The 25,412-nt window shown below is 65.3% G+C and carries 25 protein-coding genes; 10 read left to right on the top strand and 15 right to left on the bottom strand.

Translation table 11 applies throughout. The features are described from left to right. Positions 1-77 precede the first annotated feature (77 nt). The 8 genes from DEA8626_RS20855 (at position 78) to DEA8626_RS14755 (ending at position 6,588) form a co-directional block, all read left to right on the top strand. Positions 78-1,649 (top strand): hypothetical protein, encoded by a 1,572-nt coding sequence (locus tag DEA8626_RS20855; RefSeq protein WP_146188875.1) that lies wholly within the window; start codon positions 78-80, stop codon positions 1,647-1,649. A 448-nt stretch (positions 1,650-2,097) separates the two neighbouring features. Continuing rightward, positions 2,098-2,583 carry a hypothetical protein gene (locus DEA8626_RS14785; protein ID WP_108853983.1) on the top strand — a complete coding sequence of 162 codons (486 nt, stop codon included), beginning with the start codon at positions 2,098-2,100 and terminating at the stop codon, positions 2,581-2,583. Between the two features lie 230 nt (positions 2,584-2,813). Continuing rightward, positions 2,814-3,857, top strand: coding sequence for a hypothetical protein (locus tag DEA8626_RS14780; RefSeq protein WP_146188874.1), 1,044 nt, complete (start codon positions 2,814-2,816; stop codon positions 3,855-3,857). Continuing rightward, a complete protein-coding gene (locus DEA8626_RS14775; protein WP_108853981.1) occupies positions 3,854-4,126 on the top strand; it encodes a hypothetical protein in 273 nt (90 codons plus the stop codon). The genes DEA8626_RS14780 and DEA8626_RS14775 overlap by 4 nt, the downstream gene beginning before the upstream one ends. Continuing rightward, on the top strand, positions 4,123-4,572 hold the full coding sequence (locus DEA8626_RS14770) for a hypothetical protein (RefSeq protein WP_108853980.1): 450 nt from the start codon (positions 4,123-4,125) through the stop codon (positions 4,570-4,572). Before DEA8626_RS14775 ends, DEA8626_RS14770 begins: the two co-directional genes overlap by 4 nt. Continuing rightward, positions 4,569-5,078: a hypothetical protein gene (locus DEA8626_RS14765; RefSeq protein ID WP_108853979.1), complete on the top strand. Its 510-nt coding sequence runs from the start codon at positions 4,569-4,571 to the stop codon at positions 5,076-5,078. Before DEA8626_RS14770 ends, DEA8626_RS14765 begins: the two co-directional genes overlap by 4 nt. Further along, positions 5,075-5,545, top strand: a complete 471-nt coding sequence (locus DEA8626_RS14760; RefSeq protein ID WP_108853978.1) for a hypothetical protein — start codon at positions 5,075-5,077, stop codon at positions 5,543-5,545. Before DEA8626_RS14765 ends, DEA8626_RS14760 begins: the two co-directional genes overlap by 4 nt. Further along, the gene (locus tag DEA8626_RS14755; protein WP_108853977.1) at positions 5,542-6,588 is read left to right on the top strand and encodes a hypothetical protein; all 1,047 of its coding nucleotides are present in this window, start codon (positions 5,542-5,544) and stop codon (positions 6,586-6,588) included. Before DEA8626_RS14760 ends, DEA8626_RS14755 begins: the two co-directional genes overlap by 4 nt. Positions 6,589-6,941: 353 nt before the next feature. On the opposite strand, the gene DEA8626_RS14750 is transcribed toward DEA8626_RS14755, so the two are convergent. From DEA8626_RS14750 to trbB, 11 genes are read right to left on the bottom strand one after another with little or no spacing between them, the layout of a single operon-like run. Continuing rightward, positions 6,942-7,190: a DUF2274 domain-containing protein gene (locus DEA8626_RS14750; RefSeq protein WP_108853976.1), complete on the bottom strand. Its 249-nt coding sequence runs from the start codon at positions 7,188-7,190 to the stop codon at positions 6,942-6,944. Position 7,191: 1 nt separating this feature from the next. Next, positions 7,192-8,328 (bottom strand): TraB/TrbI/VirB10 family type IV secretion system protein, encoded by a 1,137-nt coding sequence (locus tag DEA8626_RS14745; RefSeq protein ID WP_108853975.1) that lies wholly within the window; start codon positions 8,326-8,328, stop codon positions 7,192-7,194. After that, the gene (gene trbG / locus DEA8626_RS14740; RefSeq protein WP_108853974.1) at positions 8,325-9,299 is read right to left on the bottom strand and encodes a P-type conjugative transfer protein TrbG; all 975 of its coding nucleotides are present in this window, start codon (positions 9,297-9,299) and stop codon (positions 8,325-8,327) included. Before trbG ends, DEA8626_RS14745 begins: the two co-directional genes overlap by 4 nt. Continuing rightward, positions 9,296-9,985: a conjugal transfer protein TrbF gene (trbF, locus tag DEA8626_RS14735; RefSeq protein WP_108853973.1), complete on the bottom strand. Its 690-nt coding sequence runs from the start codon at positions 9,983-9,985 to the stop codon at positions 9,296-9,298. The genes trbG and trbF overlap by 4 nt, the downstream gene beginning before the upstream one ends. Next, positions 9,982-11,331 (bottom strand): P-type conjugative transfer protein TrbL, encoded by a 1,350-nt coding sequence (trbL, locus tag DEA8626_RS14730; RefSeq protein WP_108853972.1) that lies wholly within the window; start codon positions 11,329-11,331, stop codon positions 9,982-9,984. Before trbL ends, trbF begins: the two co-directional genes overlap by 4 nt. 3 nt (positions 11,332-11,334) lie before the next feature. Continuing rightward, positions 11,335-11,601 (bottom strand): putative entry exclusion protein TrbK-alt, encoded by a 267-nt coding sequence (trbK-alt, locus tag DEA8626_RS14725; RefSeq protein WP_108853971.1) that lies wholly within the window; start codon positions 11,599-11,601, stop codon positions 11,335-11,337. 13 nt (positions 11,602-11,614) lie between these two features. After that, entirely contained in the window at positions 11,615-12,403 is a 789-nt protein-coding gene (gene trbJ / locus DEA8626_RS14720; protein ID WP_108853970.1) for a P-type conjugative transfer protein TrbJ, read from the bottom strand. Then, on the bottom strand, positions 12,400-14,895 hold the full coding sequence (gene trbE / locus DEA8626_RS14715) for a conjugal transfer protein TrbE (RefSeq protein WP_108853969.1): 2,496 nt from the start codon (positions 14,893-14,895) through the stop codon (positions 12,400-12,402). Before trbE ends, trbJ begins: the two co-directional genes overlap by 4 nt. Before the next feature lie 9 nt (positions 14,896-14,904). Beyond that, positions 14,905-15,186 carry a VirB3 family type IV secretion system protein gene (locus tag DEA8626_RS14710; RefSeq protein ID WP_108853968.1) on the bottom strand — a complete coding sequence of 94 codons (282 nt, stop codon included), beginning with the start codon at positions 15,184-15,186 and terminating at the stop codon, positions 14,905-14,907. Then, the gene (locus DEA8626_RS14705) at positions 15,186-15,518 is read right to left on the bottom strand and encodes a TrbC/VirB2 family type IV secretion system protein (RefSeq protein ID WP_108853967.1); all 333 of its coding nucleotides are present in this window, start codon (positions 15,516-15,518) and stop codon (positions 15,186-15,188) included. Before DEA8626_RS14705 ends, DEA8626_RS14710 begins: the two co-directional genes overlap by 1 nt. Beyond that, a complete protein-coding gene (gene trbB / locus DEA8626_RS14700) occupies positions 15,515-16,465 on the bottom strand; it encodes a P-type conjugative transfer ATPase TrbB (protein WP_438502439.1) in 951 nt (316 codons plus the stop codon). The genes DEA8626_RS14705 and trbB overlap by 4 nt, the downstream gene beginning before the upstream one ends. Positions 16,466-16,726: 261 nt before the next feature. Between trbB and DEA8626_RS14695 the strand changes: the two genes are divergently transcribed. Both DEA8626_RS14695 and DEA8626_RS14690 read left to right on the top strand, forming a co-directional pair. Next, complete coding sequence (locus tag DEA8626_RS14695) at positions 16,727-17,140, top strand: MbcA/ParS/Xre antitoxin family protein (RefSeq protein WP_108854076.1); 414 nt, start codon at positions 16,727-16,729, stop codon at positions 17,138-17,140. Next, positions 17,137-17,826: an RES family NAD+ phosphorylase gene (locus DEA8626_RS14690; protein ID WP_438502438.1), complete on the top strand. Its 690-nt coding sequence runs from the start codon at positions 17,137-17,139 to the stop codon at positions 17,824-17,826. The genes DEA8626_RS14695 and DEA8626_RS14690 overlap by 4 nt, the downstream gene beginning before the upstream one ends. A gap of 8 nt (positions 17,827-17,834) precedes the next feature. Here the strand turns inward: DEA8626_RS14690 and DEA8626_RS14685 are convergent, their stop codons facing one another. From DEA8626_RS14685 to DEA8626_RS14670, 4 genes are read right to left on the bottom strand one after another with little or no spacing between them, the layout of a single operon-like run. Next, positions 17,835-18,539: a M48 family metallopeptidase gene (locus DEA8626_RS14685; protein WP_108853965.1), complete on the bottom strand. Its 705-nt coding sequence runs from the start codon at positions 18,537-18,539 to the stop codon at positions 17,835-17,837. After that, on the bottom strand, positions 18,539-21,634 hold the full coding sequence (locus DEA8626_RS14680; protein WP_108853964.1) for a type I restriction endonuclease subunit R: 3,096 nt from the start codon (positions 21,632-21,634) through the stop codon (positions 18,539-18,541). The genes DEA8626_RS14685 and DEA8626_RS14680 overlap by 1 nt, the downstream gene beginning before the upstream one ends. Then, complete coding sequence (locus DEA8626_RS14675; RefSeq protein WP_108853963.1) at positions 21,627-22,877, bottom strand: restriction endonuclease subunit S; 1,251 nt, start codon at positions 22,875-22,877, stop codon at positions 21,627-21,629. Before DEA8626_RS14675 ends, DEA8626_RS14680 begins: the two co-directional genes overlap by 8 nt. Then, entirely contained in the window at positions 22,868-25,360 is a 2,493-nt protein-coding gene (locus DEA8626_RS14670) for a type I restriction-modification system subunit M (RefSeq protein ID WP_108853962.1), read from the bottom strand. Before DEA8626_RS14670 ends, DEA8626_RS14675 begins: the two co-directional genes overlap by 10 nt. Between the last annotated feature and the right edge of the window lie 52 nt (positions 25,361-25,412).

Below are 25,412 nucleotides of genomic sequence, written 5' to 3'. Positions count from 1 at the left end.
GGGGTGACTATAGAGCCGTTATGCTACGTGCCCTCGACGAAGTATACGATGGGCCAAAAGATGATGCAGTAAGTCGAATGTCTGCATCTTCCACGGACATGCACTCTAGACGCGCGAAAGTTGCGGCGGCCCGCAAGCGCTACGAGGCGCTGAAGGCTGCGGCGGCCGAGGTGCCGGGGTACGAGATCCTGGCGGACCCCGTGAAGCAGATCACGGTGGAGCGGCTGCAGTCTGGGCTGGGGGCGGAGGAGCTTCTGGTGCTGGTTCTCCCGCATGAAGACCCCGATGCCGAGGCGGCGGAGAAGGTTACGACGAGCCACCTTTGGGTGCTGGGCAAGACCGGCGCGCCGCGTCTGGTGCATGCGCCGACGCCCTCGGAGGATGTCCCCGGGGTGGCGGACTTGGCGGCGCTGTTCAGGCGTGCGGGCGCTTCGCTGAGCGTTGCCCGAGGCGGTGTGCGGAAGTCGCCGGACCGGCCCGGTGCCGACAAGCCCGAGCCCCTGCCCGAGGCGATGCTCGGCACCGCCTGGTCCGAGATCGAGCGGGGGATGCGCCAGCTGATCTGGACGCCTCTGGAGGCGAGCGGGGCTCTGGAGGGAGTCTCCCAGGTGACGGTCTGCACAATGGGCGCATTCCACAACTTGCCGGTAGCATCCGGGGCGCCTGAGGGGCTGACGGTGCGCAGCGCCGGCGCGCTGCCGATCTTTGCCCTGAGCCGGGGTCTTTATGCCGGCCCCGGGAACGAGGCCAGTGACGAGGCCAGCGCGCCGACCAGACCGGCGGCGGCGGTGGAGGCCCCAGTCGCACTCTTGTACGATGACGATGTGAAGGCTTCTTCAGACATCCCGCAAACCGGTGTGGAGATCGCAGCGAGCCAGTGGCTCTGGGAGCGCGCCCGGGACGGGGCGGTGATCCGGGCGAGCGGGGTGCCCTTCGCGGAGGCCGAGGGTCCGGTGGTACGGCTCGCCCATGCGGCCTGTCATGGCACTGTCGACGGCTCAGTGACGCCCCCGCTGCCGATCCTAAAACTGGGGAGCGGGGTCACGGAGCGGGACCTCGTGCGCCGTCCGGTGGTCGAGGGCTGGATGTTCATGGCCTGCGTCGTGGGCCAGAACTTCGACGACCTGATCGAGGGCACCCCGGTGGGCCTGGTCAACGGGGCCCTGAGGAACGGCGCGCAGACGGTGGTGGCCTTTCTAAGCCCCGTGCCCGATACGATCGGCCTACTGACAGGCCTGACAATCACCGCCCAGGTGAGCCACCGCGGCATACCCTTGGGGGCGGCTGCAGACCACGCCCGACGTGTGCTCGACCCGACCCATCCCGAGGACGACCCCGAGCTGATGCGTCTGGTGGCAGAAGCCCTAGCCGCGCACAGGGCCGAGGACTTCGCCCGAGAACTCGCCGCGGGCGGGACGCCGGCCGGACTCGAGAAAGATGTCCCGCCTGTGCTCCGTATCTGGACGGATTTCATCGGCCTGGCCGAGACGCTCGCGGGGGCCGAGTCTCCCCCGAGCGCGGCCGAGCTCGCCCCGATCCTGGCGCGCCACATCCACCCGCGAATCCCGGCCGAGACGCCCGAGGACCGGCTGCGCCTTGGCGTACTGCAACACGCCCTCGTGGTCTTCGAAGGATACCCACAGGGCTGAAGCCAGCACTTTTTTGACCCAACCCGGCAAACCGGACCGGTCACCGGCTGATCTCCAGGCACAGGGGACGCAATCCCCTGGCGTCCAGAACAGGAGATCGAAACGGACCACAGCCCCCGCCACACCCGCCGCGGCCCCAAGCCTGCCCATGCCCGCCGGTCACAGCCCGAGCGGCACACTATCGAAGCTTTGGTGGCCCTCGATCCCGGCAATCACCAGATCACCCGGATCACCGGGGTCCTGAAGACCCTGGCCCGGATCGATCGTCTGCCCTGCGACCCCTTCTAAGGGTCGCAAACTCCGGGCCAGCGCCTCACAGCCGGCCCGGTTTTTTCCCTTGTCCCTCAAAAAAACTTCACCCAGCCCGGCAAACCACCTGCTTGCCCGGCTGATCCCAAACTGCAGGGGCGATGGTCGCCCCGGCAAAGAAGACCTGAGGAGATCCAGCATGAAATCCAAGACACCGAAGTCCATCCCCGCCCGTAACGCCGCCTCGCTCCGCGCCCTCGACCTAGATCTGGTCCTGCGGTTCGGGGCCGAGATCGCCGACGGGCTGCACGTCATCACCGGTGAGACGGCCCGCCGGGAGGCCGCGCGGCTCAGGAAGGAGATCGCGGCTCTCGAGCGGCTTGCGAAGAGTTCCATCCCTGTTCGGGTCGACGACGCCGCGACAGAGCCCGCGATAGAACCATCGCCAAACTCCACGTCCAGGAACAATTCCCAAAGGGCCCAGCCAAGCAAGCTTGATCGTGCGACCCGTGTATCCCGGATCGAATCCAAGGTCGGGCTGGTCGAAGTCTGGCGGGAGACGGAGGCGCGTTTCTGCGTGGTGGTCGATGGCGAGAGCGTGGCGACCTGCGACACGATCTTCGGCGCCGAGGCCGCAGCGCTCGCTTGGTGTCGCGGCAAGCGCCTCCCGATCGCTGCGGAGTAATTCGTCCTAGGAAGGCACCAGACCCGGCTGGACCCCCACGGGCCCGGCCGGGGCCTCTGGCACGAGGCTCGAAACAGAGCGTCGACCATGCCCTCGGTCCATTCATACGAAAAAATCTCGCCCACAGCGGCAAACCGGTGAGCACGGCGGCTGATCCATCAATAGCGGTGCGTGTCGCGCCGTATCACCCCCGGGGCTGTGGCCCCACATTCCAAGAGAGAGGATCTCACATGAGAACCCAAGCGACGAGAAAGACCTCGGGCGTGGCCCCGATCACCGGCAGCGCCTTGCTGTTGGCAATGACCTTGGCCAGCACCCCGGCGGCCGTCATGGCGCAGCAGGACGACGTGGTGATCGACCCCGTCGAGGCACCGGCTGCGTCCGCAACCCCGACTTTGCTGGAAACCACTTCCCTGGTGAGCGGCATTTTCAGCGACCTCAATCGCCAGCTGCAGGGCGCCCTCGATGCTTTCGCCGAGTGCAGGGCGGCCGGGGTCATCGATGCCGGTCGGCCTGACGGCGACCTTCAGGAGCGCACGTGCCAGGTCCGCTTCTACGGGGCCCTGCAAGACGCCTACATGGCATCCCACGAAGGCTTCCGGCAGGCCGGACAGCATCTCTTCGTGCAGCGCGAGCTGCTGCAAAGGGACCAAGATGCACTCCAGCAAGCCATCGTTGCCCTGGAGAGCGATGTATCCGACGCCGAAGCGGGCATGGCGGTGGTCGCCGAAGAGATGAGGGCTTTCCTCGAAACGATGGGGGGCATCCCAACCGAGGATGACCGCGAGGCGCAGCTGCGCTTCAGGACCCTCGACGAACAGTACCGTCGGTCGGAGATCCTCGTCGCGCAGCTCAGCCGCGAGGTCAGTGCCAATCGCCGGGCGATCGCAGACATCGAGCAACAGCGTGAGCTCTTTGCCGAGTTCGGATACGGCTTCTACGAATGGTCCGAGACCCAGCACACGCAGTCGATGGAGGTCGGCTATCGCCTCGCTGCAGCAAGGGACGACATCGAGTGGATGCGCAATGGCGCCGGCGGTATCCCGCCCGGGATGATCGATGTGGCGGACAGCCTAGCCATGCTGCGGGACACGCTCGGCCGGGCAACCCTGCCGGCAGTTGCGCCCATCGATCCCGACGACGTGCCCGTGACGGAATTGCCCGATATCGGACCCGGTGCGGATGCCGCGGCGGCAGAGCGGTGGTCGACCATCCTTGGCAAGGACATCCAGGACCTCGCTGCGACCAACCCGAATACGGAGGCGACCCAATGAGCCCCGCAACCGCCCAGCGGCTGGGCACGGCCATCGTCGTGATCGCCGTGGTCGGCGTCAGCGCCATCATCTTCATGGACAGGCAATTGGCCCGTGAAGGTGCCCGGGAGGATGTCCTGGAGGAACATCCTGAGATCCAGGCGCAGTTGGAGCTTCTCGATGAACTCGAGCGCTACTTCGCGGGGGCGTCTCGCGCCTGTCAGCAAGCCGCAGATCCGAGCACCTGTGGCTTGCCCGCCCCAATCACCCGGGAAGGAGAAACGCCATGATCGGCATCGATACCTCCACTATGGCTGGCGCGCGACCCGCGGTTCGCTCGTTGGCCCTCGCCATGATCGTATGGCCGGTGTCCCCGGCCCTCGCCCAGGACGGGGTGCTCGACCTCGAGGCCCTGCAGCAGCGGCATGAGGCCCAGACAGCAATCACCTCACCTGCACCGCCCGCGCCGGTGGTCGTGGCGCCCCAGCCCACCGACAACGCCCCGGCGCCGGTCAGCGTGGCTGCTTCTATCGACGGGTTTGCCGCGGCGCACGCTTTTCCGGACGACCTAGACGGGCTCCTCGCCCTGGTCGAGATGGAGATCGCGGCGCGTCCGGCCGTGTCCAATGGTCTGGCGTCCTCCTGCGCGGTCGTCGCCGAGTTGGGAGGCTCTGGGCCGCTATGGCAGGAGCACTGCGGGCGCGGCGATGCTGCGGAAGAGGAGGCGGGCCAGTGATCGAGATCCTTGCCCCGCTCACCGCTTCCTGGCCGGGTCGTATATGCCTTTTGGTGATGGTCATGCTCGCCGCCGAGGCGACAGCGATCAGCATCACGGCGCTGCGGCATGTTCGGCGCCTGCGTCAGCTCCAACGCTGGGCTGCGCCCTCAGAGAGAGGAGCCCGGGTCATTCAGGCCCGGGATTCCGCCAAGATCGAGTTCTACCTCGAGCAGGACGTCGGGCGCACCGCCCATCAACTGCACCAGGTCGAGGTTCTCGGGCCGCGCCTTGGCGGGCTCTTTACCTTCATTGGGCTGGCCCTGGCCATCCCCGTGATGGCGGAGGCCTTGTCCCAGGATGTGGATGCGATCTTCGCCCCCTTCGCCACGGCCGTCGCCTCCTCGATCGCCGGCCTTGCGATCGCGGTGATGGCCGGTTTCCTGCTGCGTCAGCTCCACGCGGAGGCCGCGCGCCTGCAACGTCTGCTGCCCGTGAGCGGACTGGGCATAGGAGAGGGGACATGAAGCGTCTGACTTCTTCCTGGATGAATCGGTCGTGGGCGGATGAGATGCCGCCCACGGCGACCTCCTACATCGACATGACAACCTCGCTGGCGCTCTTCCTTCTCGTCACGATGATGGTCCTGTTTGTCCGGTTCCCGGAGACCATCCTCGCAGCCCTGGAGCAATCGGATCCCGAAGCCGCGGCGGAGGGCGACCCGGATCGCCCGGCACTTTGGGTGGAGATCCGGGAGACCGGCTTCCGGCTGTGGGCCGGACCCGGGGCGGAGGGCCAGACCCCGGACGAGATCGCGGGGGCCGACTTGCCGTCGGCCTTGTCGGCCTATGCCGAGACGACAGGCCCGATCGCCATCTGCGTCGCCCCGGGGGTGGAGCATGCCAAGATGCGCCCCCTGCACAGCGCCAATACCGCGGTGCTGGGCACGCGCCTTCTCATCGAAGATATAACCTGTGGAGACAGCCTGCAATGACTGACATGACGATCCCCCGCCTGACCGCCGACCGGCGGTATCCCCCCTTGCCGACCTCTGCGATCCCCAAGCCCTATCGCTTTGGCCGGGCTTCGCTCGCTGTCTCCGCCCTCGCGCTGGGGGTCTACCTGGCATCTATGGCTGTGCCCTCGGCGCCCCCCGCCGAGGTCGAAGACGCGGCGGCCGAGCAGGCTGCCGAAGAGCTGGCCGCCGCCGAGGAAGCCCCAGTCGCCACCGACACGGAACCGGCAGAGCAGGTTCAGTTCGCCTATGTCGTGGCTCCGGACCTGGTCGAGGCCGCGCAAGAAGCCGGCGCCACGGCCGAAGAGGCACGGGAGGAGCCGATCAACATGGATGCGCCACCTGCCGCAACAGACCCCGCAATTTCCGAGGCGGTACAGGAGATGATTGAGCAGGCCCTCCAGGAAGAAGCCCCGACCTTACAGGACCCGGTGCCCGGTGAAATAGCTGAGGCTTCTTCATTCGTTGACGAGTCCGTTCCAAGCGAGGGCGGCAGCGAGCGACCGGCCATCGGACTGCCCGATCTCGCGCGTCCCGGTGTTGCCGATGCCTGGCTGGCCAGGGGTGTCATTGTCCTGACGCTGGAGACCTCCCGCGGTGACTTCGTCGCAACCCGCCCTGCTGGTGACGGTGCCGTCGGATCGGCCTACACCGACTTGGTCATTCTCCGACCCGAGGACCTGTTGACGCGGCCTGACCTGGTTCAACGCAGCAACATGCGACTTCGCAGCACCCTGTCCGCCATTCCACTAGCCCGCCTGGAGACCGAACTGGCCCTCCAGCACGAGGCGCTCGACATTACGGCCCCCCCTGCCGTTCACTTCAGCGACAGGGCTGCCGATCAGATCATGGCGCTCATCCGCGACATCCAGGCAAGCCTGCCGATGACGACCGACGGTGGGCCCTCGCAACCTGGCGACATCCGCATTGACATCTGCTTCGGCGGCCTAACCCCGAGGGCGCAGAGAGTTGTGGACCGCGCCACGGGTCAGGCGATCTTGCAGAGTGAGGGGTGTGAGTGACCCGCGACAGCCAAGGCTGGTCGACTAAGACATTCGCATGGTCGACGTTCAACCCATCGGAGAAGGTGCTACCGTCGGCGAAGTCCGCCAGGCGGAGTTTATTCGATCCATACAGCTCGACCAGTATGTAGGCCACGGTGCCTGTTTGCTATGTCAAGCGACGCCTCGCGCGACGCTTTCGCCAAGTTGCGCCACGCAGCGCGATACTGCGCGATCCATATATAAACATATGCTACACACGAGGCCTTACAACTGATTGAAATAAAATCGAAATCTCCACCATCCATCACCAGACCGATGTCCATGCCGTTCAGCTGCGCCGGCTCTGTTCTGAAGGGAACCGGAACCTTGGATCATGGTCCTTGTTTCGCCACCTCGCGTTTCGGAAGCGATCGTCGCGCCTTCGCAAACCCGCGATCCGTCGCAACGAATCGTTCCAGCATGGGAACAATCAACTTCTTCGGTTCGATCGGCCCCTTTCCAGCTTCCCGGCCGAGGATGTCTCCATAGACGATCAGGTCGCGATGCAGTTCCGCGGGCAGTTCCACGGTGAGTTTCACAGGTTTGCCGTCCGGGATCGGTCCGAGTTTCAGCTTGGTCATGTCAGCCTCCGGACGGCGCAAAGACGAGATCGCGCGTGACGATCACACGGACGGGAAAGCCCGGGCGAATGGTGAGGGTCGGCGGGACCTCCAGCTGACGTTCAACGATGCGCTGACCGGCCTCGTTGATCGTGTCGAGGACTCCGTCGCGGAGGGCACGTGCGAGGCGGTCTTCCTCATCGAGGGAAAGCTCCGCGCCGACGGCGAGCAAGGTCGAAAGCCCTGCTGCACGCAGGATGCTGCCCCAGTGATTGTCGACACGGTCCTCGAGACCGGCATAGCCCTCCGCATCCGTGCCAGACTGCCGTTCGAGCACGAGAGATCGTCCATCGGGGAAGATCAGACGTGTCCAGACCAAGAGCACGCGGCGCTGGCCGACGGTCACGCTGTCGTCGTAGGCGCCGATCAGGCGGGTGCCCTGCGGGATCAGAAGCAGGCTGCCGGTGGGGCTGTCATAGACGTTCTGGGTGACCTGCGCGGTGATCTGACCTGGCAGGTCGGAGCGAATGCCGGTTATCAGCGCGGCCGGGATGACGGAACCTGCCTGCAGGAGGTAAGGAGACGCTGGCGGCTGGACGCGGTCGGGTGCGACCGTTCGGCGGTCGGTCGGCCCGGTCAGAAAGTCCTGGCGCGGATCGGTCTCCGGAGTGGCCGCCATCCCGCCTCCTGGCGCTGCAGGCGGCATCTGGAACCCTGTGGATGTCGGCGCATCGGGCCGCGTCTGGAAGAAGAGATCACTGACCCGGGCGGCCTCCAGTTCCGCAAGACGCTGCTGCTCCGCCGGGTCCATGGTCGGGGGCGCGAGACTTGGAGCCGCGATGGGCTGGCCCCGTTGCTGCGCGTCGAGGATACCGCCGCCCAGATCGCCCGGCAGCGGCGGTCCGAGCCGCGGGATCGCATCATAGCTGCCCGGCAGATCGCGGAGACCATCGGCAGGTTGGCGGCGGTCCGTGGTGATCAGTTCTTCCGGGGTCGCAGTCCGGTCCGGACGTTGCAGGCCGTAGATCAGTGCAGCACCGATGCCGAGGCCTGCGGCGACGCCAAGCCCAATGATCACCTTGCGGGATATTCGCGTCACTCGGGGCGGATCGGCGCGCAGGCGCATGGCGGCGGTGGTATCGGTCGATGCCTCACTCATGTCCCCCGCTCCGCGTCCTGCCGCACCACGGTTGCTTCGGTCTGGGGTTCGATCCGCAGGATCCGGACCACTTGCTGCCGGGGCCCGCGTCCGAGGCGCAGCTCGGCCGCGCCGAAAAGCCTGTCGACAATCAGCACGTTGCCCAGGATGCGAGAATTCACAATCTCCACCTCCCCATCGGAGCCGAGCACGAAGAGCGGCGGCATCTCCCCCTGGGCGATGCCGCGCGGGAAGACGACATAGACCCGACGCCCGTCATCGAAGACGGAAACCGGACGCCAGGGCGGGCTGTCGCCCTGCAGTCCGTAGCGGTGGTTGCGGGCATGCGCTGGCGGGACGCGCGGCGTGGCTTGCACGACGCGCGGGGCGTCGGGCGCGCGCGGATAGGCCCAGGAGATTGCTGGCATCCACGTTTCTTCGCTGGCGTTGAGCTCGATCAGGTAGATGCGCCGGTCGGTCGAGATCACGAGGTTGGTGCTGATGTCGGGCCGGGTGGGTTTGACGAGCACGAGGACGCGGGTGTCCCGGCCCGTGCCGCTTTCAGTGTCGCCGATGATCCAGCGCGCGGTGTCGCCCGCTGCAATGGGACCGGTCCCTGCCAGGCGTTCACCTGGTTCGAGGGCGATGGTCGTAATCTGGCCTGGTGCAGCGTAGACCTGATAGAGCGCACCGTCCGAAAAAGGGTATACTTGGATGGAATTGTGGTAGCCAGCACGGCGCGGCTCGACGCGGGCGGCTCGATTGGCATTGCCGACCTGGGCGACGGGTGTGGCGGCGGCCTCCCCACCCCGGCTCGGGGTCCAGGCGGGCGGGACATGGAGCGGGCGAGGACGGTCGTCGGGTGCCGTGGCGGGCGGTGACGGCAGAGGTGGCACCGCGTCGTCATAGGCGAGTGCGGGCGGACGGTCGCTGGCGCAGCCTGCAAGAAGCGTGGTTGCCAGGAGAACGGTGGGCAGGATCGGTCGGGTCATTGGCTCATCTCCCGCGACCAGTTGATCGCGTTCACATAGATTCCGAGGGGGTTGGCACGCAGGCGCTCCGCCGTGCGCGGCGGGTCGATCACGATGGTCAGGATCGCGGTCCAGCGTTCGGTGCGAGCGAGCTGGCCGTTCTCGTAGTGCCGCTCGGACCAGGCCACCCGGAAACTATCCGGCGACGCGCGGATGATGCTCGAGACCTCGACCGAGACCTGGTCCTCGCCCACCCGCGTGAAGGGATCGTTGGCCCGGGCATGGTCGTTCAGCGCCAGCGCGCCGCGGTCGGTGGTGAATTCATAGGCGCGGAGCCAGTTCTGCCGAATGACGATGGGATCGGCGGGCAGGCCCCGGACCTCCTCGATAAAACGGGCGAGATGCCAGGCGATCTGCGGATCGCTCGGGCGATACCCGGCGCTGGCCGCCTCGACGGCGCGCGCCTCGCCATGCCGGTCGATTTCGACGACGTAAGGCACGACGGTGCCGCGCGCCGATTGCCAGACCAGCGCGGTCGCGAAGCCGCCCGCGAGGAGCAGGCAGCTGAAGGCCATGAGGCGCCAGTTCTTCGCCTGCACCCGGGCGGAGCCGATGCGCTCGTCCCAGACCTGGGCGGCCTTCTGGTAGGGGGTCTCGGGTGCGGGGGTCTTGCCGTAATGCACGGCGGCGCGTTTGAAGAGGCTCATGATCGGTCGCTTTCAGAGAGGGAAACGGAGGCACCGGAGCCGGGGCTGTCTCCGGCGCGCAGCGCGTGGGTGGCGGCGGAAACACCATGGCTCATGGCCTGGCTGCGGCGCATCGAGCGCGCCCAGGCCGGTGGACTGCCTGCGGGGGCGGACATGGCGGTCGACGCGCCTGCCACGCTGCCGAGCGACGAGGTGCCGCCGGTGGCGGCGAAGCCCGAGCGGGCACCGTCGGCATGGCTTGCCTTGACGGCGTCGGAAGCCGAGGCGGCGGCGCGGCGCAGGGGCGATGCAGCTGCGGAGCCTGCGGCACTTGCCACGCCGCCGAGGCCGGAGGCCACACCGGCGGCCCCGGTCTGGCCCATCGATCCGAGACTGTAGGCGGTGGACGCGGCCCCGGTGGCGGAGGCAGCTCCGCGCGTGACGGCGGCCCCGCCCGAGGCGAGTGCCCCGGCCCCGCGGGCGCCGAGCAGGGCCCCGCCGCCCGCCGCGACCGCGGCACCGCCCACCGCCAGCCCGGTGCCGACGGCAGCGCCTGCGCCCAGTTGTGGGCCGCCGGAGACGAGGCCCGTGGCGATGCCCGGGCCGAAGATGCCGAGACCGAGGAGCGAGAGCGCGGCCAGCACGATCGCCATGGCCTCATCGATGGTTGGCGTCACGCCGCCGAAGCTGGCGGTGAACTGGCCGAAGAGCGTCGAGCCGATGCCGATGATCACCGCGAGCACCAGCACCTTGATGCCGGAGGAGACGATGTTGCCCAGCACCCGCTCGGCCATGAAGGCGGTCTTGCCGAAGAGACCGAAGGGGATCAGCACGAAGCCCGCGAGCGTCGTCAGCTTGAACTCGATCAGCGTCACGAAAAGCTGCACGGCAAGCAGGAAGAAGGCCAGGAGCACCAGCGCCCAGGCGAAGAGCAGGCAGGCGATCTGGATGAAGTTCTCGAAGAAGGCGACGAAGCCCATGAGATCGGCGGTGGATTCCAGAAGCGGTCGACCGGCATCGAGCCCGGTCTGCGCCACCCGTCCCGGGCGCAGGAGGTCGGCGGGCGAGAAGCCGGTGCCGGAGGCCAAGAGACCCAGCCCGGCGAAACTGTCGAAGACGATGGCGGCGAGGCTGTTCCAGTTGGAGATGAGCCAGGCGAAGACGCCGACGAAGAGGGTTTTTTTCACGAGGCGCGCGATGATGTCGTCATCGGCGCCCCAGGCCCAAAAGAGCGCGGCCAGAGTCACGTCGATCACGATCAGCGTGCTGGCTATGAAAGCGACCTCGCCGCCCAGCAGCCCGAAACCGCTGTCGATATAGGAGGTGAAGACCCCGAGGAAGGTGTCGATGACGCCGGTGCCGCCCATGGCTCATTCGCCCCCGGTCCGGTTGCGGCCGAGAAAGCGGTCGCGGGTTTCGGCCCAGACGGCGAGGCAGTCGGGATCGGAGGCCGCGGCCTCGCCCAATTCCTGGCAGCGCCGTTGTTCAGCCCGCAAGGGATCGGCCTCCGGCATGAGGGGAGCCGCCGGACGCACCGCCTGCCCTTCCTCGTCCCGGCCCATCTCCGCCACCGCCGCGGTGATCGCGATGGCGACGAAGACGATGGCGGCGATGCGCGCGAGGACCGATCCCTCCATGGGCCTGGCCCCTTCAGTTGTTGAACATCCGGGCATTGCCGGGCTGGTAGCCCGCGCCCGGGGTGAGGAAGCGCTCGCGCTGGACGCGGCCCTGTTCGGCGGCGGCAGACCGCTCGGCCTCGACGAGCGCCGAGGCGCGGCCATTGGCAGCGACGACGGCTATCAGGTCGGCGATCTGCTGGGACTGCAACGCGAGGAGCTGGTTACCGGCCTGGGTCGCCTGCAGGGCGCCGACGGCGGACTGGCTTTCACCGACAAGGGCGGAGAGCTCGGCGCGCTGGCCGTCGAGATTGCCGACGACGCCCGCCTGCACGCGCAGCGCGTCCTGCAACCCGCCGACGGTGTTTTCCCAGCGGGAACGCGCATCGGCCAGAAGCTGCGCCTCGGGCGCGGCCATGGGGATGTTGGCATAGTCCTGCTGGAAGATCTGGTCGATCTGGGCGACGTCGAAGGCGATGTTCTGCGCCTCGGACAGAAGCTGCCGGGTCCGGTCAACGTTCTGCTGCAGCGCCTGCAGCGAGGAATAGGGCAGGCTCGCGAGGTTGCGGGCCTGGTTCATCAGCATCTGCGCTTCGTTCTGCAGCTGGGTGATCTGGTTGTTGATCTGCTCGAGCGCCCGGGCGGCGGAGAGGATGTTCTCGGCGTGATTGCGCGGGTCGTAGACGATGCGCCCGCCCCCGCCGAAGAGGAAGGCCTGGGCGGGCGTCGCGAAGATCGGCGCGAGGCCGAGCGGCGCCGCAAGGGTCAGGGCGAGCGCGGAGGCGCTGGCGAGACGGGACAGGCGATGGGCGGCTTGGATCATGCGGTGGTCTCCTTTGCTGGTTCGGGGGCTTGGGGGATCGGGGCGTCTGGTGCCGCGGGCTCCGGCGCGAGATTGGTGAGCTCGGGAATCAGCTCGGCGGCCCAGCCGACGCCGCGGGCCTCGAGCCACGCCGCGAGGAAGCCCTCGTGCCCGTGCTCGGCGAGGATCTCCGAGATCAGGGTCTGATCGGACTTGGCGGAGGCGGCGCAAAGCGCGAGGCCCACCTCGGAGAGGCCCAGTTCGAAAAGCCGGTTCCCGTGCCGCGACTGGCAATAGTAGTCGCGCTTGGGCGTGGCCCGGGCGAGGATCTCGATCTGCCGGTCATTGAGGCCGAAGCGGCGATAGATCGCGGTGATCTGAGGCTCGATGGCTCGTTCGTTGGGCAGAAGCAGCCGGGTCGGGCAGCTCTCGATGATGGCGGGCGCGATGGTGGAGGCGTCGATATCCGAGAGCGACTGGGTCGCGAAGATCACCGAGGCGTTTTTCTTGCGCAGCGTCTTCAGCCATTCGCGGAGCTGGCCCGCGAAACCCTCGTCATCGAGCGCGAGCCAGCCCTCATCAATGATCAGGAGCGTCGGTCGCCCGTCGAGCCGGTCGCCGATGCGGTGGAAGAGATAGGAGAGGACCGCGGGCGCCGCGGCGGTGCCAACCAGCCCCTCGATCTCGAAGGCCTGGACCGAGGCCGCGCCGAGCGCTTCGCGCTCGGCATCGAGCAACCGCCCATGGGTGCCGCCCAGGCAATAGGGGCGCAGGGCCTGCTTCAGATCGGTGGATTGCAGCAGGACGGCGAGACCTGTGATCGTCCGTTCGCCCACCGGGGCCGAGGCCAGTGACGTGAGCGCGGACCAAAGATGCTCCTTCACCTCCGGCGTGATCGCGATGCCCTCGCGGGCGAGGATGGCACCGATCCAGCCCGCGGCCCAGCTTCGTTCGGCGGGATCGTCGATGCGGGCCAGCGGCTGGAGGAAAACCGTCGCTTCCTCCCCTTCGGTCAACTCGCCCCCCAGATCATGCCAGTCGCCGCCCATGGCGAGGGTCGCGGCGCGGATCGAGCCCCCGAAATCGAAGGCGAAGACCTTTGCGTTCGGGTAGCGGCGGAACTGCAGCGCCATGAGCGCCAGCAACACGGATTTGCCGGCCCCGGTCGGCCCGACGACCAGCGTATGACCGACATCCCCGACATGGAGCGAGAGCCGGAACGGCGTCGCGCCCTCGGTCTTGCCATAAAGCAAGGGCGGTCCATCGAAATGCGCATCCCGCTCCTCTCCCGCCCAGACGGCGGAGAGGGGGATCATATGGGCGAGGTTCAGGGTGGAGATCGGCGGCTGGCGGATATTGGCGTAGGCCTGCCCTGGCAGCGAGCCGAGCCAGGCGTCGACGGCATTGACTGTCTCGACCATGGCGGTGAAGTCCCGACCCTGCACAACCTTCTCGACGAGGCGCAGCTTCTCGTCGGCGCGGCGCGCGTCCTCGTCCCAGACGATGAGGGTTGCCGTGACATAGGCCTCGCCCGCGATATCGGCGCCGAGCTCCTGCAGGGCCATGTCGGCATCGGCGGCCTTGTTGGCGGCATCGGTGTCGACCAGCGCCGATTGCTCGTTTGTCATCACCTCCTTCAGGATCGCGGCGATGGATTTGCGCTTGGCGAACCATTGGCGGCGGATGCGGGCGACCATCCGCGCGGCCTCCGTCTTGTCCATCAGGATCGCGCGGGTCGCCCAGCGATAGGGAAAGGCCAGCCGGTTGAGATCATCGAGGATGCCGGGCGTGGTGGCGGTCGGAAACCCCGAGAGGGTCAACACGCGCAGATGGGCGTTCCCCAACCGCGGCTCGAGACCGCCGGTCAGCGGCTGGTCGGCGAGGAGCGCATCGAGATAGGCCGGGGTTTCCGGCACGCGGACCCGGTGGGCCTGCGTCGAGATGGTGGAGTGCAGATAGGTCAGCGTCTCGCTGTCACCCATCCAGCGGCATTCGGGCATGATGCCGTCGAAGAGCGCCAGCACCCGGTCGGTGCGGTCGATGAAGCCACGGAGCACCTCGCCCGCATCGATGCCGGTCTTGTCGCGGCCTTCGTAGAGCCAGGTCTCGGCCCGCGCAGCCTCCTCGGCGGGCGGCAGGTAGAGGAAGGTCAGAAGATAGTCCGACTGGAAATGCGCCCCCTGCTCGGCAAACCCCGCACGGCGCTCGGCATCGAGGAGCGCCGAGGCCGGATCGGGAAAGCGGCTGTCGGGATAGTCGGCCGCGACCACCCGCTGCGCCTCGACGAAGATCGCCCAGCCGGACCCGAGGCGGCGAAAGGCGTTGTTGATGCGCCCCGCCACGGCCACGAGTTCCGCCGCGACCGCGCTGTCGAGATCGGGGCCCCGGAACCGGGCCGAGCGCTGCAGGCTGCCATCCTTGTTCAGCACAATGCCGGGGGCCACCAGCGCGGCCCAGGGCAGGTAATCCGCCAGCCGCGTCCCTTTCCGGCGATATTCCGCCAGGTTCATCATGAGACTGCCTCAAACCTCCAGATGACCGGGAAGGCGCAGATGCCGACGCCCGACCTCGACGAAGAGCGGATCGCGCTGTGCGGCCCAGACCGCCACGACGTGGCCGAGGAGGCCGATGACGATCCCGGCGATCCAGAGCTGCAACCCGAGCCCGATGGCCCCGGCCAGCGTCCCGTTCAGGATCGCGAAGGCCCGCGGGGCGCCCGCCAGCAGAATCGGCTCGGTCAGCGCGCGGTGCACCGGGACGGTGAAGCCTGACACGTCCGCCAGCTGCTCGAATGTGCTGTCCATCAGATCAGCGCCCCGCCGCCGAAGCTGAAGAAGCTCAGGAAGAAGGAACTGGCCGCGAAGGCGATGGAGATGCCGAAGACGATCTGGATGAGGCGGCGGAAACCCCCGGAGGTGTCGCCGAAGGCCAGCGTCAGGCCGGTGACGATGATGATGATCACCGCGATGATCTTGGCGACCGGCCCCTCGATCGACTCGAGGATCGACTGCAGCGGCGCCTCCCAGGGCATGGAGGATCCCGCCGCGCGGGCGGGTCCGGCCAGCATCAGGGTGACGGTGGCGTAGGTGACGGCGAGGGCGGCCTGTGCGCGCAGCCGGTAAAGGCGTCGTATCATGAAGGGTCTCCTGTGTCGGTTTCCGTCCCGGTCGGCAGCGCCGCCGGGGTGATGCGGTAGTCACCGTCCAATCCCAGCCCGTCGACGCGGGCCAGCTCGGCGAGATGCCGGTTGGCGCCGCGCCCGGAGAGGACGGCGATGAGATCGATGGTCTCGGCGATGAGGGCGCGCGGCACGGTGACCACCGCCTCCTGGATGAGCTGCTCCATGCGGCGCAGGGCTCCCAAGGCCGAGCCCGCATGGATCGTGCCGATGCCGCCGGGATGGCCGGTGCCCCAGGCCTTCAACAGGTCCAGCGCCTCGGCCCCGCGCACCTCGCCGATGGGAATGCGGTCGGGGCGCAGACGAAGCGAGGAGCGGACAAGATCGGAGAGCGAGGCAACGCCGTCCTTGGTGCGCAAAGCGACCAGGTTTGGTGCTGTGCATTGAAGCTCGCGCGTGTCCTCGATGATGACCACGCGATCCGACGATCCGGCCACCTCGGCCAGAAGCGCATTGGTCAGGGTCGTCTTGCCGGTGGAGGTGCCGCCCGCGACGAGGATATTGGCCCGCGCGGCAACGCCTCCCCGCAAAAGGGCAGACTGGGTCTCGGTCATGATCCCGGCCGCGACGTAATCAGCGAGCGTGAAGACCGCGACGGCGGGTTTGCGGATCGCGAAACAGGGCGCGGTGACCACGGGCGGGAGGAGCCCTTCGAAGCGCTCGCCGGTCTCGGGCAGTTCGGCCGAGACGCGCGGCCGCGCGGCATGCACCTCGGCCCCGACGTGATGGGCGACGAGCCGCACGATCCGCTCGCCATCGGCGGCCGACAGCGTGGCGCCGGTATCGGAGAGCCCCTCGGAGAGCCGGTCGATCCAGAGCCGCCCGTCGGGATTGAGCAGGACCTCGACAATCATCGGGTCTTCCAGAAACCGGGCGATGGCGGGCCCAAGCGCCGTGCGCAGCATCCGCGCGCCGCGGGCCATCGCTTCCGGTTTCCGAGCTGCCTCTGCCATGCTGTCCCCGTTCCGTGAGTGGCCACCGACGGGCGGCCCTGGATCGGGTCCATCAAGAAAACCGGAAACCGGCTGGGCTCAACAGGTCTTCAAGGGGCGTAGGGCTGTGGGGTGCAAAGACAGGAAAAAGGCTGGAGGCGATCAAACCGGCACCGTATGACTCGTCTTGCCTTTTGGCACATATTTCCTATATTGATGCCAAAGGAGACAGCCATGCAGTTCGCCACGGTCCAGCCCGTCCTCGCCCGCACCGATCTTCCCGTCATCACCGACGAGGAGGCCGCGGCGCTGGCACGCACAACGGTCAACCTGTTTCGCGCGTGGGAGCTGACGGATGCCGAAGCCCGCACGTTGCTGGGCGACATGGCGCAGCGCACCTGGGCGCGGTGGAAGACCGGCGATATCGGCCGGATCGATCGCGACCTGCGCGCGCGCATGGCGATCCTGATGGGGATCCACAAGGCGCTGCGCTATCTCTTCACCGACCCTGCCCGGGGCTATGCCTGGATTCGCAAACCGAACGCCGCCTTCGCGGGCCGAAGCGCGCTCGACGTCATGCTCCGGGGGGAGATGACCGACCTGATCGATCTGCGCGCCTATCTCGACGCCGAACGGGGTGCCTGGTGAATGTGCCTGTCCGGCGCGTGACCTGGCCGCGGACGGTCCGCATCATCCGCTCGATCCACCGGCCGATCGACCTCTTCGAGGACATCGCCGATCCGGCCGACTGGGAGGCGCTGGCCTCGGCCGAGGCCAAGTTCAATCCGCGCATCCGCGAGAGCATCGGCGATCTCTCCAGGGTGCCAGTCGCCCGCCGCGTGACCGGCCCCGGTGCGAGCTGGGTCATGGCGCCCTTCGTGCATTGCTCGCCGCTCCGTCCGGGGCGGTTCTCGGACGGCAGCTTCGGCCTCTACTATGCGGGCGACCGCACCGAGGTGGCGATCGCCGAGACCATCCACCACCACGCCCGCTTCATGCGCGCCACGGAGGAGGCGCCGGGCTGGACCTCGCAATTCCGCGAGCTGATCGGATCGATCGACACCGATCTGGACGACGCCACGGGCCGCGCCGATCTGCTGGACACGGAGGACTACCACGCGTCCCAGGTCTTCGGGGCCGAGCGCCGTGCGGCCGGATCGAACGGCATCACCTGGCCCAGCGTGCGCTTTCCCGAGGGCCAGTGCATCGCCGTTTTCTGGCCCGACGTGATCCCGATCCCGACCCAAGGGGCTCATTTCGCGTATCACTGGGATGGGGAGCGAAGCGATTACGTCAAGCGTTTGGACGATGGGGAGGTGTGGCAGGTGTCGTAACGGACCGCTCAGAGTGCCGGAATAGGCAACTCGTTCAATTCAGTGCGCGCCTCGGACCAGCTCGGATAGTGCGTTGACAGGAGATCGAAGAACCTTGGGCTATGGGTCGGTGCGAGTATGTGGATCATCTCGTGAACCACGACGTACTCGAGCAAATCCCGGGGTTTCTTGACCAACTCCGTATTCAGACGAATGGTCCGCTGTTCCGCGTTGCAGCTTCCCCATTTGGTCTTCATGCGCTGCAGGAAATAGCCTTGGACTTCGACACCAATCCGGCTTTCCCACTTCTTGATCAAGGGGGGGACCGCGGCGTGAAGAAGCTTGAGGTGCCAATTGTGTATCACCTTCGCTCGGGTCTCCAGAGTGCTTCCAGGGCGCACTTGAAGATGAATCGTTCGATGATCCAGGCGCACTGCAGGCTTGCCCTCACATTCCGTCACCCGAAGAAGATGTCGGCGGCCCCATAGATAGTGAGTTTCGCGCCCGACAAATTGTCGTGGTGCCTCGCGAGCCTGCTGTGCGAGCTTTCCTTGCTGCTGACGAATCCAGCCGATCTTGGTGATCGCATAGGCGCGGGCGACGTCGATCCTGGTGGACGTCGGTGCAACGAGTGTAACTCGCCCATCGGGGGGATGGACCGACAGATGGACGTTCTTGACGTCCTTCCGGGTCACGTCGATGGCCAGATCGCCGATTTCGATCACTTCACCCATCAATACCCCGATTGGTTCTTGATGATTTCGAACATAGCGAGCGTCGCGTCGCGATCTCGATTGAAGATCGGGAAAAGAACGTTCTTAACCTCCCGTTCGCGGACTGGATCACCTTTCCAACCCGCAGGGGCGTGTTCTCGTACGGTGCGGTCGATTTCAAGCGCCAGATCCGCTCTTTGGTCGTCGTCCGCGGGGACAACGAAATCTGTAGCAGGTAGGTCTGGAAGGTTGTTGTAGATCACGACGGCTTCGCGATTGCCCGAAAGGCTTGCAGGCAGGTCAGGACCCGCATCCCGTGCCGCCATCTTGCGGACCAGTTCCTCGGCCTTCTTCAGGAAGTCCTCATAGGCCTTCGCACTGTCGCGGCTTTGCTGGATCAGATCCTCAAGGAGCTTGGACATCTCGTCATAGAAGCGAGGATCTGTCAGCTGATCACGAATGATGGTCTTCCGGATATTGTTGATGATGCCTTCGGCCACCGCGTTCTTCGACAGCTTCCCCTTTTCGTTCAGCTGCTTGGCGATCGCATCATGGATTCCGGTTTCGATGATGGCCTGGGTAAGCGACACGTTGGACAACGCACCCAGCGCTTGGGCAGGATCAGCCTGAATGTAGGTGTTCAGCAGGTGCCGCATGTCGGCTTCATAGGGCTTGATGTCGAGCTCTTCGCCCGAATGCTTTTTGATGGCGGCCCTGAGATCACTGTAGAAATCGACATCGCGCTGGATGTCGCTCTGTTCGGAGGGGGAATACCCTGCGTCGTCCAAGTTCTGGGCGATGGCGGCGTAGGCCCGAACGAACGACGCCACGGATTTGTAAAACGAGATCCTCAGCGCCTCGGTCTCGGTCAAGGCGTTCGGATCAGCGGCATCACCGCAGAAGTACCGCAAGAACTGCTCCACTTCTCTCGGCGGGGGCACCGGGGCGCAGAGATAGTGAAGCGCTTCGCGTGCCGCGTCGAGGCGCGCCTTCCCCTCTTCGATCCAGTTCTTGATCTCGACGTTGTTGTCGCCGCCGCTGCCCGCATCCAGATCGAGTTCATCCGAGCTGTAGACCGCGATCGCGTGCTGGACGTCGCCGAACAGCTCCTTGAAGTCGACGATGTGACCGTAATCCTTGTCATCGCCGTCGATCCGGTTGGTCCGGCAGATCGCCTGGAACAGCGTGTGGTCCCGCAGCTTGTCGTCGAGATAGATGTAGCTGCAGCTCGGTGCATCGAAGCCGGTGAGCAGCTTGGACACCACGATCAGCAGCTTCATGTTCGCCGGCTCTTCGATGAAGCGCCGCTTGACCTCGGTCTCATAGGCTGTCGTGCTTTGGCCGGCTTTCAGCACGAAATTCGTGTAGGTGTCGTACTTGTAGCGTTCGTCGCTGTTGGCGGGCTCCCGCGAGATCGCATTGTGGTTCGGCTCGAAGGACGTGACGATACCCACATGCGGCCCGAGTCTGGTGCTCTGGAACTCGCGGTAGAACTCGCAGGCGTCGCGGATCGAGGCCGCGACAAGGATCGCGGTCCCTCTGTCGTCGCTCAGCCGCGGCTTCAGATCGAAGTCCTGCACGATCTCGGCGACGATCCGGCGTTTCCGTTCGGTCGCGCTGAGCAGCTCCTCCATGTTGGCCCACCGCTTCCGCAGAACAGCCTTCTGGAAATTGTTGAGGTTCTTCGTCTTCTTTTCGAACCATGCGTCAATTGCGGCCGGGCTCGTCATGCGCTGCGGCACGTCGCGCGCCTCGTATTTCAGGTCGAGCACGACCTTGTCCCGGACCGCCTCCTGGAACTTGTAGGTGTGAATGTAGGTGCCGAAGACTTCACGCGTGGTCTGCCGGTCCTTCCGCAGCAACGGAGTTCCGGTGAAGCCGACGAAGATGGCACCCTCGAGCCAGCGCTTCATCTGCTTGTTCATGTCGCCGCCCTGGGTGCGGTGGCACTCGTCCACGAACACGTAGAACCGGCCGGTGACGTTCGGGGGCGGCCCGGACAGATCGGTCGTGTCGAACTTGTGGATCAGCGCGCAGATCAGGCGAGGCGACGGCGCGCCCAGCCAGCTCACGAACTCGTCGCGGCGCGTCACCCGGGGCGATGGCGCATCGGCAGCGACCACGCCCGCATTCCGCATCACGCCCTCGATCTGTTTGTCGAGCTCGTCGCGGTCCGTGATGACCAGCACGCGGGCATCCGGCTCGCGTTCGAGGATCCACTTGGCCAGCAGCACCATCAGGATGCTCTTGCCGGACCCTTGGGTGTGCCAGATGACACCGCCCTCGCGCTTGGCCAGCCGCTCCTGCGCAAGCTTCACGCCGACGAACTGGTGTTGCCGGGGAACCTTCTTGATGCCTGCGTCGAAGATCACGAAGTTCCGGATCAGGTCAAGCAGCCGGTCCTTGCGCAGCATCTGCCCGACCGGACGGTCGAGATGTGCACCGGCGGCCAGGTCTCCGACGGGCGGGTCTTCATCCCGCCAGTCGACGAACAGCGTTTCGGGCGTTCCGACCGTGCCATAGCGCAGGCCCTGCGCATCGCTGCCCGCCAGCAGAAGCTGCGCAGTGGCGAAGAACGGCGCGTTAAAGATCTCGTCCTGATTGGAAATCAGCTGCCGGATGCCGTCGCCGATCTCGACCGAGGAGCGTTTCAGCTCGATCACCGCGACGGCAAGGCCGTTGAGGTAGACGACCAGATCGGGGCGCCGTTCGTGGCCGCCCTTCAGGGTCACCTCCTCGGCATGGGCGAAGTCGTTGGCGGCGGGGTCGTCCCAGTCGATCAGGTGCACCGTCTTGTGCGGGGCGGCGACCGAGATCTGCACGTCAACGCCGTAGCGCAGCAGCGTGTAGGTGCGGAGGTTTGCCTGATAGAGCGTGGTGCCGGTCACCTCGATCGCCTGCATCAGGCGCGTCAGGGCAGCGTTGATCTCGTCGTCGGAATAGCCACGGGCGGAAAGGTTGGCGCGCAGCAGATCGGGCTCGACGCACCGGTTGTTCGGGCGGCCCGACCAGTCGCCGAGGTTCCGGTAGCCGAGGCCGCCCTTGTCCTCCGGCGTGGTGATATGGGCCGCGAGGCGATCCTGCGTGACGCGCTCGCTGCGGGGACGTTCAGGCATGCGACACCTCCAACGGGTCCAACGCCTCGGCTTGCACCGGCAGGCGCACGCGGCCGGTCAGCAAGGTCTGCATCATCCCCTGCTTGAGCGCCCGGGTTTTTTCGAGACGGGCCTCCAGTGCAGTGATCTCAGCATCCATGTCAGACAGAACGTCTGCAATATCATGCTGCTCCTGCTTATTGCGGGAGAGCGGAATCCGGAAGGAATTCAAGCTCTTATTTGTGATCTGATTTATCGTTGCCCCTAGGTGTTCTTTGATCTGTTTTTTCATGGAGCTAGATTGAAAGTGGTAGTTTATTAGGCGCCCGATCTCGCTTCGATATACAGCCATGAAGGCCCCAAATGTCATTCCGACCGTGCGCTCGTCCAAGAGCGCAGACTTTCCAATCAGGTCAACGCTTCCATTTCTTACACAAATTAGGACGTCGCCGGGACGAACCATTATTTTCTGCGGGATCAACTTTTCAACAAAAACGTTGTTGGCGAACGCGAGGGTATCATTCTGAATATTCGAAGATCGCAGAACTAGGGTGCCATTGCTGCGGACATCTGTGGGCGCATAGGTCAAGCCGATTAGGCTTTCGCCAATCGACCCAAGATTTACTAGGTCCCAATCTGTCGGAATATTTCCAATCTCCGTTTGTTTGTATCCGATACTCGCTTTAGAGTAAGCTGCCAATCGCGTCCTTCCAGAAAGAAGCTGTTGCATTGCAGCAGTGCGGAGATCGCGCTTTTTAGAAATCAATTCTGAACTCTGATTGATCGCTGCATCTATGTTCGACAGCGCCTCTGCGATAGCTTTCTGCTCGGAAATGGGTGGGAAAGCCACCTGCAAACGAAGTATCTTTTGAACAGAAAGGCCGGGCTGCGCAGAGGACTCAGAGTATTGATTCAGCTCCATGCGCTTCAGAACACGCGTCAGCCAAGCAATGGAAGTGCCATTTTGCGGAGTAACGACTACAGCGTGTTCGGAAGCGAAAAACCTACCTGAAACACCGTAGACATTACCGCATAGCGCACCTTGACGACCGACAAGCGCGAAGTCACCGTCGTGTGTAAAGCGGGTCGTGAATCCGCGCAGCCCGTTTCCACCAAAAACTGGAAAGGGCCCGAAGTCGCGGATTGAAGCGCTCGTGATTCCTTCTCCACTCTTCATTGCGCAGATGGCGCCCAAGGGTGCCACATCCCAGTCCTCCGGAATCGACCCAATCTCGGTCTGTTTGTAACCGGGCCTCAGGTCCATGCGGCCCCCATCGCCTTCAGATGGGTTGCGACACGGGCGGCAAGCACATCGACCTCTTCCTCCAGCTTGGGCAGCGGCACGGCATAGCGCTCGGCCAGGCCCTTGACCCGGGTGGAGAGAGCTTGCGCCACATGCGCGACCTCATCGGTCACGCGGGCCTCGATGGTGTCGAGCCACTTGTCCGCGACCACCAGCGTCTTGGCCTCGTCCTCGGTCAGCGTGCCATAGCGGTCGTGCGCCTTCTTCCACAGGGCATCGTCCGCCGCCTTGCGCTTCTTCTTCGTGGCGTCGAGCGTGGTCATCCCCTTCTGGTAGGCTTCGAGCGCCTGCCGCTCGTCTGCCATGTCGGGATCGCGGCCGATTTCCTTCAGCCGGGCCTTCAGCGCCTTCGCGGTGATCTTCTGCTTGTCGCCTTCGCCCTCGATCACCTCGACCAGCAGCCCGTCCTCGCCCGCGCCCTCTTCGAGCTTTTCGGCGAGGTCCTGCTCCAGTTCCGCGATCCGCACGTCGAAGGCATCGATCTCGGCCTGCTCGGCCGCGAAGTACCGCGCGACGATCAGGCGTGACGGGATCAGGTCCGAGGTGAACCGACGACGGCCGAGCATGTAGTCGCCCGGCTCCGGCCATTCCAGCTTGCCGCTCTTGCCCTTGCGCTTGACGATCTCGCGCGGCTGCGAGCCTGCCACCCAACCGGTCGCTGCGATGACATAGGAATCGTCCTGCAGCGCCTCGGCCCAGTAGTCCATCAGGTGCTGGTACACATCGTAGGGATCGACGAGCGGGACGGATTGGAAGGCGGCCAGCAGGTCCTCCGAGATCGCCTCGATCAGTTCCTTCGGCTGGTCCCCCGGCGCGAAGGCGCGGCAGGCCGCATCCGCCCGGCCCCGCCACTCCGTGAAAGTCGCGGCGGCAGAGGCGGTGAAGGTGCGAAATTCCGCATGTTCCTCGATAGCCGATTTCACCTCGGCGATCGGGCGCGTCAGCGACAGGTAGCCCGGTCGGAGGTCTTCAAAGAGCTCGCCCCGCAGCGACGGCATGACCTTCCACCAGCTGTCCAGCGCGTCGATGTCCCGTTTCGGGATACCGCCCTGCAGGTGCGCTTCGATGTCGTGGATGTCCTCAGCTTCCGAGGTGTCGATGTAGCGGGCCAGGTTCAGGTTGAAGGCGTTGCGCGGGTCGGCGATTTCGTCGAACGGCACCATGCGGGCATAGCCCGGCACATCGGCGCCCTTGCGGAAGGTGTCGACGATGCGGTGGATGTCCTGCTCGCGCAGACGGTTCTTGGCACCATCCTTGCGGAAACCTTTGGACGCGTCGATCATGAAGATGCCGCGCCTGGCCGTGGCGTTCTCCTTGTCGAGGACGACGATACAGGCCGGAATGCCGGTGCCGTAAAAGAGGTTCGGCGGCAGGCCGATGATCCCCTTGAGATAGCCCGACCTGATCAATGCCTCCCGCAGATCGGCCTCAGCATTGCCGCGGAACAGGACGCCATGGGGAAGGATGCAGGCGGCCTTGCCCGCGCTTTTCATGGTGCGGATGATGTGCAGCAGATAGGCATAATCGCCCTGCTTCTTGGGCGGCGCGCCCCATTCGAACCGGTTGTGCTTGTCCGAAATCGCGCCCTTGTCGTCATAGCTGAAGCCGGTGCTCCACGCCTTGTCCGAGAACGGCGGATTGGCGACGACGTAGTCATAGGTGCGAAGGCGCTCCCCCTCGAGGAATTTGGGGGTTGTCAGAGTGTTGCCCGCGACGATCTTTGCCGTCGGGAAGTCGTGCAGGATCATGTTCATGCGGGCGAGACCGGCGGTGGTCACGTCCTTCTCCTGGCCTTCGAGGGTGATCCGTTTCCCGGCCTCGGCCGCGACTTTGAGCAGCAGCGAGCCCGATCCGCATGTCGGGTCGTAGGCGGTGGTTCCGGCAACGGTATTCTTGGGTGAGATACCGATCACCTTGGCGATGATCCGGCTGACCTCCGACGGGGTGTAGAACTGTCCCTTGCTCTTGCCGCTTTCGGTCGCGAAATGGCGCATCAGATATTCATAGGCGTCGCCCAGAATATCATCATGGTCCGCGCGGTTCTTCGCGAAATTCAGATCCGGGCTTGAGAAGATGGCAATCAGACGACCTAACCGGTCAACGCGGTCATTGCCTTCGCCAAGTTTATTCGGATCGTTGAAGTCGGGGAAATCCGTTCGCGCCAGCATCTCATTGGTATCAACAAGCGGCTGAATGACCTGCGTATTGATTAGATCGCCAATATTCGGATTTCCTGTAAGGGCGGCCAAATCTTTGAAGCTCGCGCCTTTCGGAATGATGATTGGCGGCTCGAGGTCATCGCTGTCCCCATATTTGTCGGACACGTATTTAATGAACAGCATGAATAGGACGTAGTCTTTGTATTGACTGGCATCCATTCCTCCACGCAGCTCGTCACACGAGGCCCAAAGGGATGAATAAAGGTCGGATTTCTTTACTGCCATTTTGTCCGCTTCTTTTTTGTACCGCTGAATCGGGGACGGTTCGGGTGCCCGA

Origin of the sequence: Defluviimonas aquaemixtae, assembly GCF_900302475.1 — a bacterium.
GTDB classification, from domain to species: domain Bacteria; phylum Pseudomonadota; class Alphaproteobacteria; order Rhodobacterales; family Rhodobacteraceae; genus Albidovulum; species Albidovulum aquaemixtae.
The sequence above is the reverse complement of the archived record's forward strand: the minus strand, read 5'-3'. Positions and strand labels throughout refer to the sequence as shown.

Coding starts and splice junctions, on each gene's coding strand:
- DEA8626_RS14780 (WP_146188874.1), top strand. CDS start 2,814: ATGAGAACCCAAGCGACGAGAAAGACCTCGGGCGTGGCCCCGATCACC.
- DEA8626_RS14775 (WP_108853981.1), top strand. CDS start 3,854: ATGAGCCCCGCAACCGCCCAGCGGCTGGGCACGGCCATCGTCGTGATC.
- trbJ (WP_108853970.1), bottom strand. CDS start 12,403: ATGATCCAAGCCGCCCATCGCCTGTCCCGTCTCGCCAGCGCCTCCGCG.
- trbB (WP_438502439.1), bottom strand. CDS start 16,465: ATGCTGCGCACGGCGCTTGGGCCCGCCATCGCCCGGTTTCTGGAAGAC.
- DEA8626_RS14685 (WP_108853965.1), bottom strand. CDS start 18,539: ATGGGTGAAGTGATCGAAATCGGCGATCTGGCCATCGACGTGACCCGG.
- DEA8626_RS14785 (WP_108853983.1), top strand. CDS start 2,098: ATGAAATCCAAGACACCGAAGTCCATCCCCGCCCGTAACGCCGCCTCG.
- DEA8626_RS14710 (WP_108853968.1), bottom strand. CDS start 15,186: ATGGACAGCACATTCGAGCAGCTGGCGGACGTGTCAGGCTTCACCGTC.
- DEA8626_RS14760 (WP_108853978.1), top strand. CDS start 5,075: ATGAAGCGTCTGACTTCTTCCTGGATGAATCGGTCGTGGGCGGATGAG.
- DEA8626_RS14745 (WP_108853975.1), bottom strand. CDS start 8,328: ATGAGTGAGGCATCGACCGATACCACCGCCGCCATGCGCCTGCGCGCC.
- DEA8626_RS14695 (WP_108854076.1), top strand. CDS start 16,727: ATGCAGTTCGCCACGGTCCAGCCCGTCCTCGCCCGCACCGATCTTCCC.
- DEA8626_RS20855 (WP_146188875.1), top strand. CDS start 78: ATGTCTGCATCTTCCACGGACATGCACTCTAGACGCGCGAAAGTTGCG.
- DEA8626_RS14670 (WP_108853962.1), bottom strand. CDS start 25,360: ATGGCAGTAAAGAAATCCGACCTTTATTCATCCCTTTGGGCCTCGTGT.
- trbK-alt (WP_108853971.1), bottom strand. CDS start 11,601: ATGGAGGGATCGGTCCTCGCGCGCATCGCCGCCATCGTCTTCGTCGCC.
- trbL (WP_108853972.1), bottom strand. CDS start 11,331: ATGGGCGGCACCGGCGTCATCGACACCTTCCTCGGGGTCTTCACCTCC.
- DEA8626_RS14675 (WP_108853963.1), bottom strand. CDS start 22,877: ATGGACCTGAGGCCCGGTTACAAACAGACCGAGATTGGGTCGATTCCG.
- DEA8626_RS14750 (WP_108853976.1), bottom strand. CDS start 7,190: ATGACCAAGCTGAAACTCGGACCGATCCCGGACGGCAAACCTGTGAAA.
- DEA8626_RS14755 (WP_108853977.1), top strand. CDS start 5,542: ATGACTGACATGACGATCCCCCGCCTGACCGCCGACCGGCGGTATCCC.
- trbF (WP_108853973.1), bottom strand. CDS start 9,985: ATGAGCCTCTTCAAACGCGCCGCCGTGCATTACGGCAAGACCCCCGCA.
- trbG (WP_108853974.1), bottom strand. CDS start 9,299: ATGACCCGACCGATCCTGCCCACCGTTCTCCTGGCAACCACGCTTCTT.
- DEA8626_RS14680 (WP_108853964.1), bottom strand. CDS start 21,634: ATGCCTGAACGTCCCCGCAGCGAGCGCGTCACGCAGGATCGCCTCGCG.
- DEA8626_RS14770 (WP_108853980.1), top strand. CDS start 4,123: ATGATCGGCATCGATACCTCCACTATGGCTGGCGCGCGACCCGCGGTT.
- trbE (WP_108853969.1), bottom strand. CDS start 14,895: ATGATGAACCTGGCGGAATATCGCCGGAAAGGGACGCGGCTGGCGGAT.
- DEA8626_RS14705 (WP_108853967.1), bottom strand. CDS start 15,518: ATGATACGACGCCTTTACCGGCTGCGCGCACAGGCCGCCCTCGCCGTC.